The organism is Micromonospora sp. WMMD882 (genome assembly GCF_027497255.1).
In the GTDB taxonomy this organism is placed as follows: domain Bacteria; phylum Actinomycetota; class Actinomycetes; order Mycobacteriales; family Micromonosporaceae; genus Micromonospora.
Genome location: NZ_CP114903.1, coordinates 3,351,369 through 3,365,384, shown reverse-complemented (window position 1 = coordinate 3,365,384; position 14,016 = coordinate 3,351,369). Strand labels below are relative to the sequence as shown.

Genomic DNA, 14,016 nt, shown 5'->3' with positions numbered 1-14,016 from the left:
TGCTGTCCTCGACGGTCGACCGCCGGCCCGCCACCCGGACCTCGCCGGTCGACGGGGTCGCGGAACGTCGGGCGCCGGATCAGATGGCGAGGGCGGCGCTGGCGGTGCTCCCGGGCGGGGGCGGCAGCAGCGTCGACGCGACCCCGTGCGCGGCGAGCGCGGTCCGCAACCGGTGCAGGTCGGCCCCGAACCGCACCAGGTCGGCCGGGCCCACCGGCGCCGGCGGCTGACCCAGGATCAGCCCGGTCGCCCGCGCCGGCCACCCCGGCAGGGCCGCCACCATGACCGCCCGGCTCTCCTCGTCGGTGACCAGCGTGAACACCGTGCCGGCCGCGACCACGCCGGCCACCACGTCCAGCGCCCGCCGGACCGCCGCCGGGTCGGCTGTCAACGACCCGCCCGCCGTCCCGCCCGTCGTCCCGTCGGTCGGTGGGGACACCGGCCCGTCCGTCGGTTGGGCGGTCGTCCCGTCCGTGACTTTCTCCGGCAGGGCGTCGGGATCGTCGGGCAGGGTGGCGGCGGCGAGCATCCCGGCGACCCTCGCCTCGGCGGTGCCCAGCGAGAAGAGATCCTGCGCCGCGTCCCGGACCAGCGCCCGTGCCCCCGGGCCGTCGTCCGCGCCCGGCCCGCTCAGGTAGCCCCGGACCACCGCCACCGGCACCTGGTCGCACTTGCCCTTGATCAGCTCGCCCGCGCCGGCCAGCTCGTCCACCACGGCCATCTGGGTGACGTGCAGCTCGTTGCCGTACGGGTCGATCTCCCCCCGGTGGTCCCGGATCGCCGGCAACCCGGCCACCCCGAGCGCGACGTCGGTCAGGCCGTTACGCCACGGCCGGCCCATGGTGTCGCTGACGATCACCGCGACGTCCACGGCGTACCGGTCCCGCAGCGCGGCGCGCAACCGGCGGGCCGAGGCGTCCGGGTCCTCCGGCAGCAGCACCAGCCGGGTCTTCTCCACGTTCGAGGCGTCGATGCCGGCCGAGGCCAGCACGAACCCGTGCCGGGTCTGCACGATCCGGGTCGTCCCCCGGGTCGCCACCACCCGGGCGGTCTCGGCGGTCAGCGCCGCGTCCCGCGCGGCGACCCGTTCCGGCCCGTCGGCCGGCACGTCGACCAGCCGACCCTCCGCCTTCGACACGATCTTGCTGGTCACCACCAGCACGTCCCCGTCGCGCAGCCAGGGCGCGGCGGTCGCGATCAGCGCGGCCAGGTCGTCACCGGCGGTCACGTCGCCGATGCCGAGCACCGGCAGGATCTCCAACCTCATCCCAGCTCCACCCTCACACCAGCTCCACCGCGGCCCGGACCATGTCGGCCGTCGCCGTCTCGTCGGTCATCCACAACGGCGTCGCCCGGACCGTCACGGCCGGCACGGTGACCGTCCCGTCCTCCGGGGCGACCAGCCAGCCGTCCAACAGGCCGCCCGAGCGCCGCCCGCCGTACATCCGGCCCACCCCCTCGGCGCTGCACTCCACCCCGAGCACGGCCAGGCACCGGTCGGCCATCCCGCGTACCGGCGCGCCACCGATGATCGGCGACACCCCCACCACCCGCCCCGGGCCGGCGGCCACCGCCTCCCGCAGCCCCGGCACGGCCAGGATCGGCGCGATGCTCACCACCGGGTTGCTCGGCGCGACCAGCACCAGGTCGGCCGTGCCGAGCGCCTCGACGACGCCGGGGGCCGGCTTGGCCGCGTCCGCGCCGACGAAGACGAACCGGTGGGTGGGGATGTCGGCCCGGTGCCGTACCCACCACTCCTGGAAGTGGATCGCACGCTGGCCGTCCGCGCCCGCCGGCCCGCCGCCGCTGACGATCGCGTGGGTCTCCAGGCGGTCGTCGGTCGCCGGCAGCAGCCGTACGCCCGGCTGCCAGCGGGTGGCCAGCGCCCCGGTGACCGCCGACAGCGGGTACCCGCCCTCGATCATGCTCGTGCGGACCAGGTGGGTGGCGACGTCCCGGTCGCCCAGCCCGAACCAGGTCGGCTCCGCCCCGTACGCGGCGAGCTCCGCCTTGACCGTCCAGGTCTCGTCGGCCCGACCCCAGCCGCGTTCCGGGTCGGCGCCGCCGCCCAGGGTGTACATGACGCTGTCCAGATCCGGGCAGATCTTCAGACCGTGCAGGTAGAGGTCGTCGCCGACGTTCACCACGGCGGTCACCTCGGCGCCCACCCGACGGGCGTACGCCCGGACGCCGAGCAGGAAGCGGGCGCCCCCGATGCCGCCGGCCAGAACCACGATGCGCATGCCGACCATCCTCGCGTACGCGGCGTCGGCGTTCCGCCATCGACCGGGGAGACTAGGCTCACGTCGCACCTGTCCGACATCGCCCGAAGAGGGGGAGCCCCTTGACCAGCCCCGCCGAGCCGGCGTCGACGCCCGACGCGCCGACGGCCGCCCAGCACACCAAGCCACTCCGGGAACTCGTCGCCCTCGTGCTCCTCGGCGCGAACGCGGTACTGCTCTTCGTGGGCCTGATCCGACTGCTGGTGCCGATGTCGTCGTTCAGCACCTTCACCGGCCGGGCCGGCACCGCCTTCGGCTACTTCGCCGGCATCGAGGCGGTCGCCCTGCCGGTGCTGGCGTTCCTGCTCGCCACGCACATCCAGCCGGCGCTGCCGAAGGCCAAGCTGATCACCCAGGTGGCCCTGCTCGAGTTGGCGGCCGGTGTGCTGTTCGGCGGGCTGACCTTCCTGATCGCCCTGATCGGCAACGTCGCCGAGGGGGAGGTCGGCAACTCCTTCCTCTTCCTGCTCGGCTCCGCCGCCGCGCTGGCCGTGCTCGGGGTCGCCACGCTCGTGGTGTACCAGGTCTGGCGCAAGCTCTACCACGTGCCGAAGCCGAAGCCGCAGCCCGGCGTCTACGGGCAGCCCCAGCCGGGCTGGCCGCAGCAGCAGGGCTACCCCGGCTACCCGGGTCAGCCCGGCCAGCCGCAGTCCGGCCCGTACGGCCAGCAGCCCGGTTACCCGGCCCCGCCGTACGGCCAGCCGGGCCAGCAGTCGACCCCGTTCGGCGCGCCGCAGTCGGCCCCGCCGTACGGCGCTCCCCAGTCCGCCCCGCCGTACGGTCAGCCGGCCGCCCGGTCCGGGCCGTCGTTCGGGGCCCCGTCCTCGGCCCCGCCCTTCGGGCAGCCCGCCCCGCAGTCGCCCCCGCAGGCGGCTCCGTCGTTCGGCGAGTCGGCTCCGCAGTCGGCCCCGCCGTTCGGCGCGCCGTCGTCCGGTCCGTCGTTCGGCGCGCCGCAGTCGGCCCCGCCGTTCGGCGCGCCGCCGTCCGGCCCGTCGTTCGGCGCGCCGCCGTCCGGCCCGTCGTTCGGCGCGCCGCCGTCCGCGCCGCCGTTCGGTCAGCCGCCGTCGGCTGATCCGACCCAGGCCATTCCGCGCCAGCAGTCCGACGACGCCACCCAGGCCGTCCCGGGTCAGCAGTCCGACGACGCCACCCAGGCCGTCCCCGCCGCGCCCGACGCCCCGACCTCGAACGACGAAGGCGACCGCACCCAGCCCGTCCCCCGCGACCCCCACCCCGACTCCGACCGCACCCACCCCCTCAACCCCTGACCCTCCACCCGTCCCACCCCCACCACTGTCTCGATCCAGGGAAGACCGTCGTTAGTTGATCTCTGCGAACGACGGTCTTCCCTGGCTCGGCGGGCGGGGGTGGGGTGGGGAGCGGGGTGTGGGGGAACGGGTTGGGGTGGGGTGGGGCGGCATAGGGTGGCGGGATGCGGGAGAGTGCCGAGGCGGTAACGGGTACGGCCGGGACGAGCGGGGTCGAGGGCTCGGGCCGGGCGGGGAACCCGGGCGGGGCGGGTGGGGCGGGGAGTTCGGGTGGGGCGGGGGTGCGGCGGGCGTTGCGCCGGGCGGCCACCGGGCGTTCCCTCGACGTCGACGAGGCGGCCACGCTGCTCGCCGCCCGGGGTGACGAACTGGACGAGCTGTTCCGGATCGCCGGCGCGGTCCGGGACGCGGGGCTGCGCGCGGCGGGTCGCCCCGGCGTGGTCACGTTCTCCAAGAAGGTCTTCATCCCGTTGACCCGGCTCTGCCGGGACCGCTGCCACTACTGCACCTTCGCCACCGTGCCGCACCGTCTCCCGGCCGCCTTCCTCGACCGGGACGAGGTGCTGGCGATCGCCCGGGAGGGCGCCGCGCAGGGCTGCAAGGAAGCGCTGTTCACCCTCGGTGACCGTCCGGAGGAGCGGTGGCCGGCCGCCAGGCGGTGGCTGGACGAACGGGGGTACGACTCCACTGTCGACTACCTGCGCGCCTGCGCGGTGGCGGTGCTGGAGGAGACCGGCCTGCTGCCGCACCTCAACCCGGGGGTGCTGTCCTGGTCGGAGTTGCAGCGGCTCAAGCCGGTCGCGCCGAGCATGGGCATGATGCTGGAGACCACCGCCACCCGGCTCTGGTCGGAGCCGGGCGGCCCGCACTTCGGCTCGCCGGACAAGGAGCCGACCGTCCGGCTGCGGGTGCTGGCCGACGCCGGCCGGGTGGGCGTGCCGTTCACCACCGGCCTGCTGATCGGCATCGGCGAGACTCCCGCCGAGCGGGTGGACGGGATCTTCGCGATCCGTCGGGCGCAGCGGGAGTACGGCCACCTCCAGGAGGTCATCGTCCAGAACTTCCGCGCCAAGCCGGACACGGCGATGCGCGGCATGCCCGACGCCGAGCTGCGCGATCTGGCGGCGACGGTGGCGGTGGCCCGGGTCCTGCTCGGCCCGAAGGCCCGCATCCAGGCCCCGCCGAACCTCATCGCCGGCGAGTACGACCTGCTGCTGCGCGCCGGCATCGACGACTGGGGCGGGGTGTCGCCGCTGACCCCGGACCACGTCAACCCGGAGCGGCCCTGGCCGCAGCTCGACGAGCTGGCGAAGCACACCGCCGCCGCCGGGTTCACCCTGCGCGAGCGGCTGACCATCTATCCCGAGTACGTCCGGGCCGGTGATCCGTGGCTGGATCCTCGGCTGCTGCCGCACGTGACCGCGCTGGCCGACCCGGAGACCGGGCTGGCCGTCGAGTCGGCCCGGCCGGTGGGGCGCCCCTGGCAGGAGCCGGAGGAGACGCACGGCGGCCGGACGGATCTGCACGCCAGCATCGACACCACCGGCCGGACCGGGGACCGGCGGGGCGACTTCGACAGCGTCTACGGTGACTGGTCCGAGGTGGCCGGGGCGGCAGCCGTCGCAGGCGGTCCGACGGAGAGCCCGTGGGCGCCGGGGCCGGAGGGGACGCCGACGGAAGCGACCCGGTCGGTCGGGGCGGCAGCCGCCGCAGGCGGGGGCGACGCGGAGCTCCGTACCGGGTTGCGGTTGGCCGCCGACGATCCGGCGGCGCTGCTCGACCCCCGGCACGCCGACGCGGCGCTGGCGTTGTTCGGCGCGGACGGCGCGGCGCTGGACGCGCTGTGCCGGCTCGCCGACGACGTGCGCCGCGACACCGTCGGCGACGACGTCACCTACGTGGTGAACCGCAACATCAACTTCTCGAACGTCTGCTACGTGGGTTGCCGGTTCTGCGCGTTCGCCCAGCGGGAGCGGGACGCCGACGCGTTCCGGCTCTCCGTCGAGCAGGTCGCGGACCGGGCCGAGGAGGCGTGGGCGGCCGGCGCGACCGAGGTGTGCATGCAGGGCGGCATCGACCCGAAACTGCCGGTCACCGTGTACGCCGACCTGGTCCGCGCGATCAAGGCGCGGGTGCCGGGGATGCACGTGCACGCGTTCTCGCCGATGGAGGTGGTGACGGCGGCGGCGAAGGCCGGGGTGAGCGTCCGGGACTGGCTGACGCGGCTGCGCGAGGCCGGGCTGGACACCATCCCGGGCACCGCCGCCGAGATCCTCGACGACGAGGTGCGCTGGGTGCTGACCAAGGGCAAACTGCCGACGTCCGCCTGGGTCGAGGTGGTCACCACCGCCCACGAGCTGGGCATCCGGTCCAGCTCCACGATGATGTACGGGCATGTCGACCATCCGGCGCACTGGCTGGCGCACTTCCGGGTGCTGGCCGGCGTGCAGGACCGCACCGGCGGGTTCACCGAGTTCGTGGCGTTGCCGTTCGTGCACACCAACGCGCCGATCTACCTGGCGGGGATCGCCCGTTCCGGGCCGACCTGGCGGGAGAACCGGGTGGTGCACGCGATGGCGCGGCTGCTGCTGCACGGCCGGATCGACAATATCCAGTGTTCCTGGGTGAAACTGGGTGACGAGGGCACGGTGGCGATGTTGCGGGGCGGCTGTAACGACCTGGGCGGCACCCTGATGGAGGAGACGATCTCCCGAATGGCCGGCTCCGGAAACGGTTCGGCGCGTACCGAGGAGCAGTTGCGGGCGATCGCGGTGGCGGCCGGTCGACCGGCCCGTCGACGCACCACGGCTTACGGTCGGCGGGACTGACCGGCCGCGCAGTTCCCGCCGTACGCGAATGTCAGCCGTGGAATTCCCACGGTCGGTGCCGGGTGGCGGAAACGGGGGCTCGGCGTTCTGTCGGGTAGCTGTCCGGCGTGGTGTCTCCGTACCGTTTGGTGGGACAGCGTGTGTCGATGGACAAGTCTGCGTCGTGGACTGTCGGAAGGTCGACTGTGCCCTGCCGAGCAGCGCGGTCTCGGTCCAATTCGCAGTGGCCGGCGCGAGCGCTGTGCTGTTTTGTCCACATGGTGGGCGGTGGGTGGCCGCCGGCCGGGGCTCGGTGGGCGGTCGCGCGTCCGCCGCGTTAACCTGTGCCCCACCAAGATCTTTGATCTTGGCGTACCGGCTCTCCGACCGTCCTCCCGGACGGCGCGCCGCGGGTCGGACGGTGGAGCGCCACGGGAGAAATCTCGGCGACTCGCCGGAGGGGGCGTTACTCCTCAGGGGTCTGAATCGATAGGGCAGGTTGCGAGGGCCGGGTGGCCCGGATGGCGGCCCGGGGCGTGTCGGGAGGGCGACTCCATTATCAAGTCCGGCTTGACGGCGCACGTATTACACACGTGTAATTTGAATGGGGTTGTCTACACGGAACGCATCAAATCGGCACCGGAGGGACAAACGCGCCTTTCCGCGTGGGGGTTGCAGCGGCGATGACGCCGGTGCACGACAAGGAGGCATCTGATGGACGGCCAGCTTGAAGTGGCCGACCTGCTCGGAAACGCGCCGGAGTGGCAGGAGCGGGCGCTCTGCTCGCAGACCGACCCGGAGGCGTTCTTTCCCGAGAAGGGCGGCTCGACCCGCGAGGCGAAGCGGATCTGCTCCCGCTGCGAGGTGAAGACGGAGTGCCTGGAGTACGCGCTCGGCCATGACGAGCGTTTCGGGATCTGGGGCGGCCTCTCCGAGCGGGAGCGTCGCAAGCTCAAGCGGCGGGTGGCCTGACGCGCACCGTGCCGGGCGGAGGGGGCCGCCCGGTCCGGGCCGGTCAGGTCAACTCGTCGGGATCGATCCCGAGCAGGTTCGCGACCTGCTCGATGATGACATCGTGGACCAGATCGGCGAGATCCTCCCGGTCCATCGCGCGGAACTCCAACGGCCGCCGGTAGAGCACGATCCGGGGCGGGACCTCCTGCCGGCCGGGCCGCCCCGGCAACAGCCGGGCCAACGGGACCTCGCCGTCCTCCAGCACGTCGGAGTCGTAGACGTTCAGATCCGGTGGCACGTCCTCGACCGCGAACTCGACCCCGGCCAGCTCGGTGGCGAACCGGCGCTCCAGGGTCTCGACCGTGTCCAGCACGAGATCGTCGAAGACCTCCGCCTTCGTCCGTGCCAGGGGGACCGTCGCCGGCACCAGCCGCCCACGCAGACCGCGGCCGTGCCGGTCGCGGCGAACCCGTCGGCCGGGGCGTCGGTGTTCCGGACTGGTCATGGGCACAGGGTAGCCCCCGTCCCCGCTGGCCTGCCGCGACGACCCGCTGCCCGGCGTGCCGGCTGGACCCGGCCGCCCCGCTGCCCGGCGTGCCGCCCGGCCGGCCGCAGCTCCCGCAACCGACGAATCGCCCACCAGCCGCCGAATTGTGATCTCGCTGACGCGCGTGTCGCACCGTGAACCGGTGCGGCGGACCCGGTAATGGAGATACCCTGCCGCACGTGAGGTCATCACGGCGCTGCTCCAGAAACGGCTGCCCCCGGCAAGCGGTCGCCACATTGACCTATGTCTACAACGAGTCGACCGCCGTCGTCGGTCCACTTGCGGCCTTCGCGGAGCCGCACACGTACGACCTGTGTGAGCCGCACGCCCGTAACCTGACCGCCCCCCGGGGCTGGGACGTCGTCCGGCACGAGGGTGAGTTCGAGCCGCCGCCGCCCACCACCGACGACCTGGTGGCGCTCGCCGAGGCGGTCCGCGAGGCCGCCCGCCCGGCCCCCCGCCCCCCGCAGGACCCGGAGCAGCGCTCCGAGCACCCCAACCAGTCTCCGCAGACCGGTCGCCGCGGCCACCTCCGCGTCATCCCGCCCACCCACTGACGCCCCGCCCACCCACTGACGCCCCGCCCACCCACTGACGGGCCCGCCTGGCCGGGCGGCGCGGTCAGAGCAGGGACCACGCCTCGGTGAGCACGGCGCGCAGGGTCTGCTCCATCTCGTCGAACTGCCGCTGGTCGCAGACCAGTGGCGGGGAGAGCTGCACCACCGGGTCGCCCCGGTCGTCGGCCCGGCAGTAGAGACCCGCCTCGAACAGGGCGTGCGAGAGGAAACCGCGCAGCAACCGCTCCGAGTCCGCCTCGTCGAACGCCGCCCGGGTCGCCTGGTCCTTGACCAGCTCGATGCCGTAGAAGAAGCCGTCGCCCCGGACGTCCCCCACGATCGGCAGGTCACGCAGCTTCTCCAGGGTGGCGCGGAACGCCGCCTCGCGGGCGCGGACCTGACCGTTGAGGTCCTCCCGGGCGAAGATCTCCAGGTTCGCCAGGGCCACCGCGCAGGACACCGGGTGCCCGCCGAAGGTCACCCCGTGGGCGAACATGCCGGTCGCGGTGAGGAACGGCTCGATCAGCCGGTCACTGGCGATCATCGCGCCGAGCGGGGAGTAGCCGGAGGTGAGCCCCTTGGCGGTGGTGACGATGTCCGGCTGGTAGCCGTACCGGGTCGCGCCGAAGTACTCGCCGAGCCGGCCCCAGGCGCAGATCACCTCGTCCGAGACGAGCAGCACGTCGTACGCGTCGCAGATCTCCCGTACCCGGTCGAAGTAGCCGGGCGGGGGCGGGATGCACCCGCCGGCGTTCTGCACCGGCTCCAGGAAGACCGCGGCGACGGTGTCCGGGCCCTCCCGTTCGATCGCCCGCCGGATCTCGTCGGCGGCCCACCGGCCGAACGCCTCGGGCGAGTCGCCGTGCTCCGGGGCCCGGAAGAAGTTGGTGTTCGGCACCTTGATCCCGCCGGGCACCAGCGGCTCGAAGTCCACCTTCAACCCGGGCAGCCCGGTGATCGACAGCGCCCCCATGGAGGTGCCGTGGTACGCCAGATGCCGGCTGACCACCTTGTGCTTGGTCGGTTTGCCGACCCGCTTGAAGTACGCGCGGGCCAACTTCCATGCCGACTCCACCGCCTCGGAGCCGCCGCTGGTGAAGAAGACCCGGTTCAGGTCGCCCGGCGTCAGGGAGGCGATCTTCTCGGCCAGCTCGATCGCTCTCGGATGGGCGTACGACCAGAGCGGAAAGTAACCCAGCTCCGCGCCCTGCCGGGCGGCTGCCTCGGCCAGCTCGACCCGCCCGTGACCGGCGTTGACCACGAACAGCCCGGCCAGCCCGTCCAGGTAGCGCCGCCCCCGGTCGTCCCAGACGTACGCCCCGTCGCCCCGCACGATGGTCGGCACCTCCCCGCCGGGGTAGCTCGCCATCCGGGTGAAGTGCAGCCAGAGGTGGTCGGTGACGTCAGCCATGGCGGGCCCCATCGGGTCACGGGCCGGCGAGAGGGGTGAGCCGGCCTCACTGCCCCGGTTATCGCACAGTTCCCCACGATAGCGCAAGGAATCAGAAGTCTAACTGGCTGGACGCGACGGATTCCGTGGAACGCGCCACGCCCCCGGGACGGTCGAAAGGTCCCGAAGATGTCCGGGACGTGCGGTACCCCTCCGCGTTGCGTAGTCGATAATGTGCGGTGCGTGAGCATGTGGACGAAGAAGCTGGTCATGAACGAGGCGTTACGGGTGGCGATGGCGACGGCCGGCGAGACCGCCGACTCCCTCGCCGCCAAGGTCGACGTCGACCCGAAGACGGTGGGGCGCTGGGTGGCCCTCGGGCGCATCCCGCACCCCCGTACCCGGGTCGCGGTGGCGGCCGTGCTCGGCCACGCGGCGGCCGAGTTGTGGCCCGAGCCGTACCGTCGTCGGGACCTGCCCTGGTTCCGCCCCTGGGCCGACCTGGAGCAGGAGGCCACCGACCTCCGGTCCTACCAACCGTTGCTGGTGCCCGGCCTGCTCCAGACCGAGGCGTACGCCCGGGCGATGCTGCGGACCGGCAACCTGCTGCCGCCCGACGAGGTGGAGCAGATCGTGGCGAGCCGGCTGGCCCGGCAGTGCGTGCTGCGGCGGGAGCCGCCCCCGCAGCTCGTGGCGGTGCTCGACGAGGCGGTGCTGCGTCGGCGGGTCGGCGACCGCGCGGTGATGCGCGAGCAGCTCCTGCGCCTGGCGGACGCCGCCGAGGAGCCGCACGTCCAGGTCCGGTTGATCCCGGCCGATGGCCCCTGGCACACCGGCCTGGCCGGGCCGTTCGTGCTGGCCCGGATGCCGGACGCGCGGGAAGTGGCCTATCTGGACAATCAGCTCCGGGGTGAGGTGGTGACGGATCCGGACGACGTCGCTACGCTGAGCCGAAGGTGGGAGAGCATCACCGGCGAGGCGTTCCCGCGTCGCCGGTCGGTCGAGCTGATCAGGGAAGTGGCGCAGACATGGACATGACCCCCGCCCGGTGGCGGACCGCGACCCGCAGCAGCAACAACGGCGGCGACTGCGTCGAGGTGGCGGACAACCTGCCCGGCCGGGTCCTGGTGCGCGACAGCAAGGACCGCGACGGCGGCACGCTGACCTTCACCCCGGCCGCCTGGCGCTCGTTCGTCGCCTACGCCGGCACACGCTGACGTCTCCCGGGCCGCCCGACCCCGACCCCGGTCGCGGACGGGTCAGAAGCGTGCCCCTGGCGTGCCTCCCTCCAGGGGCGATCACCACATAGGCAATCTGGTGCCGAACTTTTCGAGGCATTCTTTCCATTGGCGGCCCCTAGCCTGGGGATTCACCGGATCGCGTGCCGTGGATGGTTCGGCGGCCAGGGGCGTAGCCGCCCTCACGCGTACGCCGACAAATACCTGTTGTCGCAGCTCATTGCCGTTAAGGGGCTGCGGTTCGCGTTTCGACCCTGCTGGCGACCTTAAGCACGAAGATCAAAAATGGTCGTGTTGCACGGTTTCGGAAGGTGGCATAGACTCCGAAACTAATTGATCCATTCGCATGGAGCTTGGTTGTTGCATCCAAGTTCCTCGGGCTTTGCGGAGGTTAATCAATGGGAGCTCGTAGGTTGCTTGCCGGTGTCGTTCTTACCTGCGGAATCATGCTTGCCGGGGTCGGAATCTCCTCGCCGGCCCTGGCTGCCGATGGCACGGCGGAAAGCACCGATGCCGGAGTCGCCGGAGCGAGAACGCAGTACAAGGACGACGGCGACATCTACACGGTCTGCGACCGGGACGCCGACTCCATGGGCGCGGTCGGCTGGATCGAGATCAAGCAGGAAGACGGTTCCTGGAACAAGTTCCGCGAGGTCTACGTCGGTGGAGGTGCCGGCGCTTGTGAGGGGAACAACGTCGACGTCAACAGGGAAGGCGCCAGGGTGAAGATCGTTGCCTGTCGTCAGAACGGCTCAACCGGGAATCCGCAGGACTGCGGTCGTGTGGAAGTTCCAGGGGCCTGATTCCGCGGGATCGCCCGTCACGGCAATTTTCCGAAAAGTGCTGCGACTGCGACCGATTCAGCGGATTCACCCCACCCGTAGGGTCGGAACATCGTTGTCGTCGGTCCGGCTCCGCCGGCACCATGCACTGGTGTCGGCGGAGCCGCATCCAGGTTCACGCAACATCGGAAAAATAGTGGCCTCATCGGGCGTCGACACCCCTGTTTCCCCGAAAATGGCGTCAAGGTCCGGCGGGAACGGCGGTGGGGCGGGAAGGCGCTCAGGGCGTACCCCAGGTGTAGGTCTGTTTGCGCAGCTTGAGGTAGACGAACGCCTCGGTGGAGACGACGCCCGGCACGGCGCGCAGCCGTTGCAGGATCTCCAGCAGGTGGTCGTCGTTGCGGCAGACCACCTCGGTGAGCAGGTCGAACGATCCGGCGGTGATCACCACGTAGTCGACCTCGGGCAGCTCGGCGAGCCGGTCGGCGACCGACTCCAGGTCGCCGTCGGTGCGTAGGCCGATCATGGCCTGGCGGGGGAAGCCGAGCTGCAGCGGGTCGGTGACCGCGACGATCTGCATCACCCCGGCGTCGAGTAGCCGCTGCACCCGTTGCCGCACCGCCGCCTCGGAGAGCCCGACCGCCCTGCCGATGGTGGCGTACGGCCGCCGGCCGTCCTCCTGGAGCTGTTCGATGATCCGCTTCGCCACGTCGTCGAGCAGGGCGTGGTGGGCCCCCTGGCGTACGGTGACCCGGCGGGCGAGTCCGGGGCTCTCCGGCTGGGGCTGGGACATCGCGGATTTCCTTCACATCAAGCGGCGGTTACCGTTGCGCGGCGATCATCAGGGAGTCTGGCGCATTTAGTCGCTCAGAACCAACGTCGCGACGGAATCCCTTGTTCGCAAGATTCCCTCATGTCAGTATCGTTCGACCGATCGCACTGGCCCTCCCGCCGGCGGCGGCCCCGTGCCCCTCGTCGACGCACACCCCCAAGGAGCCGTCACATGCGTCGTCCCCTCCGGACGGTCTCCCGGCGTGGCCTGTTGTCCGGCGCGCTCGGCTCGGCGGCGCTGCTCGCCACGGGTGGCGCGGTGGCCGGCTGTGGCACCGAAGCGGCCACTCGGAGCGAGGAGGACTGCGTCAGCGAGGACCGCTCCGCCGACGAGCGGAAGCTGACTTTCTCGAACTGGCCGCAGTACATGGACGTCGACGAGGCGGACGGGGCGAAACGTCCCACCCTGGACGCTTTCCAGACGGCGACCGGCATCCAGGTCACCTACACCGAGGACATCAACGACAACAACGAGTTCTTCGGGAAGGTGCGCAACCAGCTCGCCGCCTGCCAGTCGACCGAGCGGGACCTGATCGTCCTGACCGACTGGATGGCCGCCCGGATGATCCGGCTCGGCTGGATCCAGAAACTGGATCCGGCGAAACTGCCGAACGTCCAGGCCAACCTGCTGCCCTCGCTGAAGGGGCGCTCGTTCGACCCGGAGAACCGGATCGCCGTGCCCTGGCAGTCCGGGCTGGCCGGTCTCGCCTACAACGGCAGCGTCACCCGGGAGATCCGTACCGTCGACGAGCTGCTGACCCGGCCCGACCTCAAGGGCAGGGTCACCGCGCTGGCCGAGATGCGCGACACCATGGGTCTGCTGCTCCAGTCCAACGGGCACGACCCGGCGAACTTCACCGAAGCCCAGTTCGACGACGCGCTGGCCAAGCTGAAACGGGCCGTGGACAGCGGCCAGATCCGCCGGTTCACCGGCAACGACTACGCCCCCGAGCTGGCGAAGGGCGACATCGCCGCGTGCGTAGGCTGGTCCGGCGACATCGTGCAGCTCGGTTTCGACAACGAGAAGATCAGGTTCGTCGCGCCGGACTCCGGCGTGCTGCTCTTCTCCGACAACCTGCTGGTGCCCAACCGGGCCACCCACCGGGCCAACGCCGAAGCGCTGATCGACCACTACTACGACCCGGCGGTCGCCGCGAAACTCGCCGCGTACGTCAACTACATCTGCCCGGTGCAGGGCGCGCAGGCCGAGCTGGAGAAGATCGACCCCGAGCTGGCCGCGAACCCGCTGATCTTCCCCGACGAGGCGTTGCTGGCGAAGTCGACGGTGTTCATGGCCCTCGACGAAACGGCCGAGCGCACGTACGAGTCGAAGTTCCAGCAGATCATCGGAGCGTGAGGC

13 protein-coding genes are annotated in these 14,016 nt (G+C 71.9%); 8 read left to right on the top strand and 5 right to left on the bottom strand.

Features of this window, described 5'->3' with window-relative positions:
• Positions 1 to 79: 79 nt before the first annotated feature.
• Positions 80 to 1,267: a coenzyme F420-0:L-glutamate ligase gene (locus O7606_RS13865; protein ID WP_281594441.1), complete on the bottom strand. Its 1,188-nt coding sequence runs from the start codon at positions 1,265 to 1,267 to the stop codon at positions 80 to 82.
• 13 nt (positions 1,268 to 1,280) lie between these two features.
• A complete protein-coding gene (gene cofD, locus O7606_RS13860) occupies positions 1,281 to 2,243 on the bottom strand; it encodes a 2-phospho-L-lactate transferase (protein ID WP_281594440.1) in 963 nt (320 codons plus the stop codon).
• Positions 2,244 to 2,344: 101 nt separating this feature from the next.
• Between cofD and O7606_RS13855 the strand changes: the two genes are divergently transcribed.
• The 3 genes from O7606_RS13855 (at position 2,345) to O7606_RS13845 (ending at position 7,329) form a co-directional block, all read left to right on the top strand.
• Positions 2,345 to 3,550, top strand: coding sequence for a hypothetical protein (locus O7606_RS13855; protein WP_281594439.1), 1,206 nt, complete (start codon positions 2,345 to 2,347; stop codon positions 3,548 to 3,550).
• 164 nt (positions 3,551 to 3,714) lie between these two features.
• Positions 3,715 to 6,378, top strand: a complete 2,664-nt coding sequence (locus O7606_RS13850) for a bifunctional FO biosynthesis protein CofGH (protein ID WP_281594438.1) — start codon at positions 3,715 to 3,717, stop codon at positions 6,376 to 6,378.
• A gap of 693 nt (positions 6,379 to 7,071) precedes the next feature.
• A complete protein-coding gene (locus tag O7606_RS13845) occupies positions 7,072 to 7,329 on the top strand; it encodes a WhiB family transcriptional regulator (protein ID WP_088980572.1) in 258 nt (85 codons plus the stop codon).
• A gap of 43 nt (positions 7,330 to 7,372) precedes the next feature.
• Here the strand turns inward: O7606_RS13845 and O7606_RS13840 are convergent, their stop codons facing one another.
• Positions 7,373 to 7,816 carry a metallopeptidase family protein gene (locus O7606_RS13840; protein WP_281594437.1) on the bottom strand — a complete coding sequence of 148 codons (444 nt, stop codon included), beginning with the start codon at positions 7,814 to 7,816 and terminating at the stop codon, positions 7,373 to 7,375.
• A 221-nt stretch (positions 7,817 to 8,037) separates the two neighbouring features.
• Between O7606_RS13840 and O7606_RS13835 the strand changes: the two genes are divergently transcribed.
• Positions 8,038 to 8,415, top strand: coding sequence for a DUF3499 domain-containing protein (locus O7606_RS13835; RefSeq protein WP_281594436.1), 378 nt, complete (start codon positions 8,038 to 8,040; stop codon positions 8,413 to 8,415).
• A 64-nt stretch (positions 8,416 to 8,479) separates the two neighbouring features.
• Here O7606_RS13835 and O7606_RS13830 read toward each other — a convergent pair whose 3' ends face one another.
• The gene (locus O7606_RS13830) at positions 8,480 to 9,826 is read right to left on the bottom strand and encodes an aspartate aminotransferase family protein (RefSeq protein WP_281594435.1); all 1,347 of its coding nucleotides are present in this window, start codon (positions 9,824 to 9,826) and stop codon (positions 8,480 to 8,482) included.
• A 249-nt stretch (positions 9,827 to 10,075) separates the two neighbouring features.
• Here O7606_RS13830 and O7606_RS13825 point away from each other — a divergent pair, with 249 nt between their 5' ends.
• From O7606_RS13825 to O7606_RS13815, 3 genes are all read left to right on the top strand, one after another.
• Entirely contained in the window at positions 10,076 to 10,843 is a 768-nt protein-coding gene (locus tag O7606_RS13825) for a DUF5753 domain-containing protein (RefSeq protein WP_281599658.1), read from the top strand.
• Positions 10,834 to 11,022: a DUF397 domain-containing protein gene (locus O7606_RS13820; protein WP_281594434.1), complete on the top strand. Its 189-nt coding sequence runs from the start codon at positions 10,834 to 10,836 to the stop codon at positions 11,020 to 11,022. Before O7606_RS13825 ends, O7606_RS13820 begins: the two co-directional genes overlap by 10 nt.
• Positions 11,023 to 11,441: 419 nt before the next feature.
• Positions 11,442 to 11,846, top strand: coding sequence for a hypothetical protein (locus O7606_RS13815; RefSeq protein ID WP_281594433.1), 405 nt, complete (start codon positions 11,442 to 11,444; stop codon positions 11,844 to 11,846).
• Positions 11,847 to 12,105: 259 nt separating this feature from the next.
• Here the strand turns inward: O7606_RS13815 and O7606_RS13810 are convergent, their stop codons facing one another.
• Positions 12,106 to 12,618 carry an Lrp/AsnC family transcriptional regulator gene (locus tag O7606_RS13810; RefSeq protein ID WP_281594432.1) on the bottom strand — a complete coding sequence of 171 codons (513 nt, stop codon included), beginning with the start codon at positions 12,616 to 12,618 and terminating at the stop codon, positions 12,106 to 12,108.
• Between the two features lie 210 nt (positions 12,619 to 12,828).
• On the opposite strand from O7606_RS13810, the gene O7606_RS13805 reads away from it, so the two are divergent.
• On the top strand, positions 12,829 to 14,013 hold the full coding sequence (locus O7606_RS13805; protein ID WP_281594431.1) for a spermidine/putrescine ABC transporter substrate-binding protein: 1,185 nt from the start codon (positions 12,829 to 12,831) through the stop codon (positions 14,011 to 14,013).
• Positions 14,014 to 14,016 lie beyond the last annotated feature (3 nt).

Coding starts and splice junctions, on each gene's coding strand:
- O7606_RS13830 (WP_281594435.1), bottom strand. CDS start 9,826: ATGGCTGACGTCACCGACCACCTCTGGCTGCACTTCACCCGGATGGCG.
- O7606_RS13805 (WP_281594431.1), top strand. CDS start 12,829: ATGCGTCGTCCCCTCCGGACGGTCTCCCGGCGTGGCCTGTTGTCCGGC.
- O7606_RS13850 (WP_281594438.1), top strand. CDS start 3,715: ATGCGGGAGAGTGCCGAGGCGGTAACGGGTACGGCCGGGACGAGCGGG.
- O7606_RS13845 (WP_088980572.1), top strand. CDS start 7,072: ATGGACGGCCAGCTTGAAGTGGCCGACCTGCTCGGAAACGCGCCGGAG.
- O7606_RS13865 (WP_281594441.1), bottom strand. CDS start 1,267: ATGAGGTTGGAGATCCTGCCGGTGCTCGGCATCGGCGACGTGACCGCC.
- cofD (WP_281594440.1), bottom strand. CDS start 2,243: ATGCGCATCGTGGTTCTGGCCGGCGGCATCGGGGGCGCCCGCTTCCTG.
- O7606_RS13825 (WP_281599658.1), top strand. CDS start 10,076: ATGAACGAGGCGTTACGGGTGGCGATGGCGACGGCCGGCGAGACCGCC.
- O7606_RS13820 (WP_281594434.1), top strand. CDS start 10,834: ATGGACATGACCCCCGCCCGGTGGCGGACCGCGACCCGCAGCAGCAAC.
- O7606_RS13810 (WP_281594432.1), bottom strand. CDS start 12,618: ATGTCCCAGCCCCAGCCGGAGAGCCCCGGACTCGCCCGCCGGGTCACC.
- O7606_RS13840 (WP_281594437.1), bottom strand. CDS start 7,816: ATGACCAGTCCGGAACACCGACGCCCCGGCCGACGGGTTCGCCGCGAC.
- O7606_RS13815 (WP_281594433.1), top strand. CDS start 11,442: ATGGGAGCTCGTAGGTTGCTTGCCGGTGTCGTTCTTACCTGCGGAATC.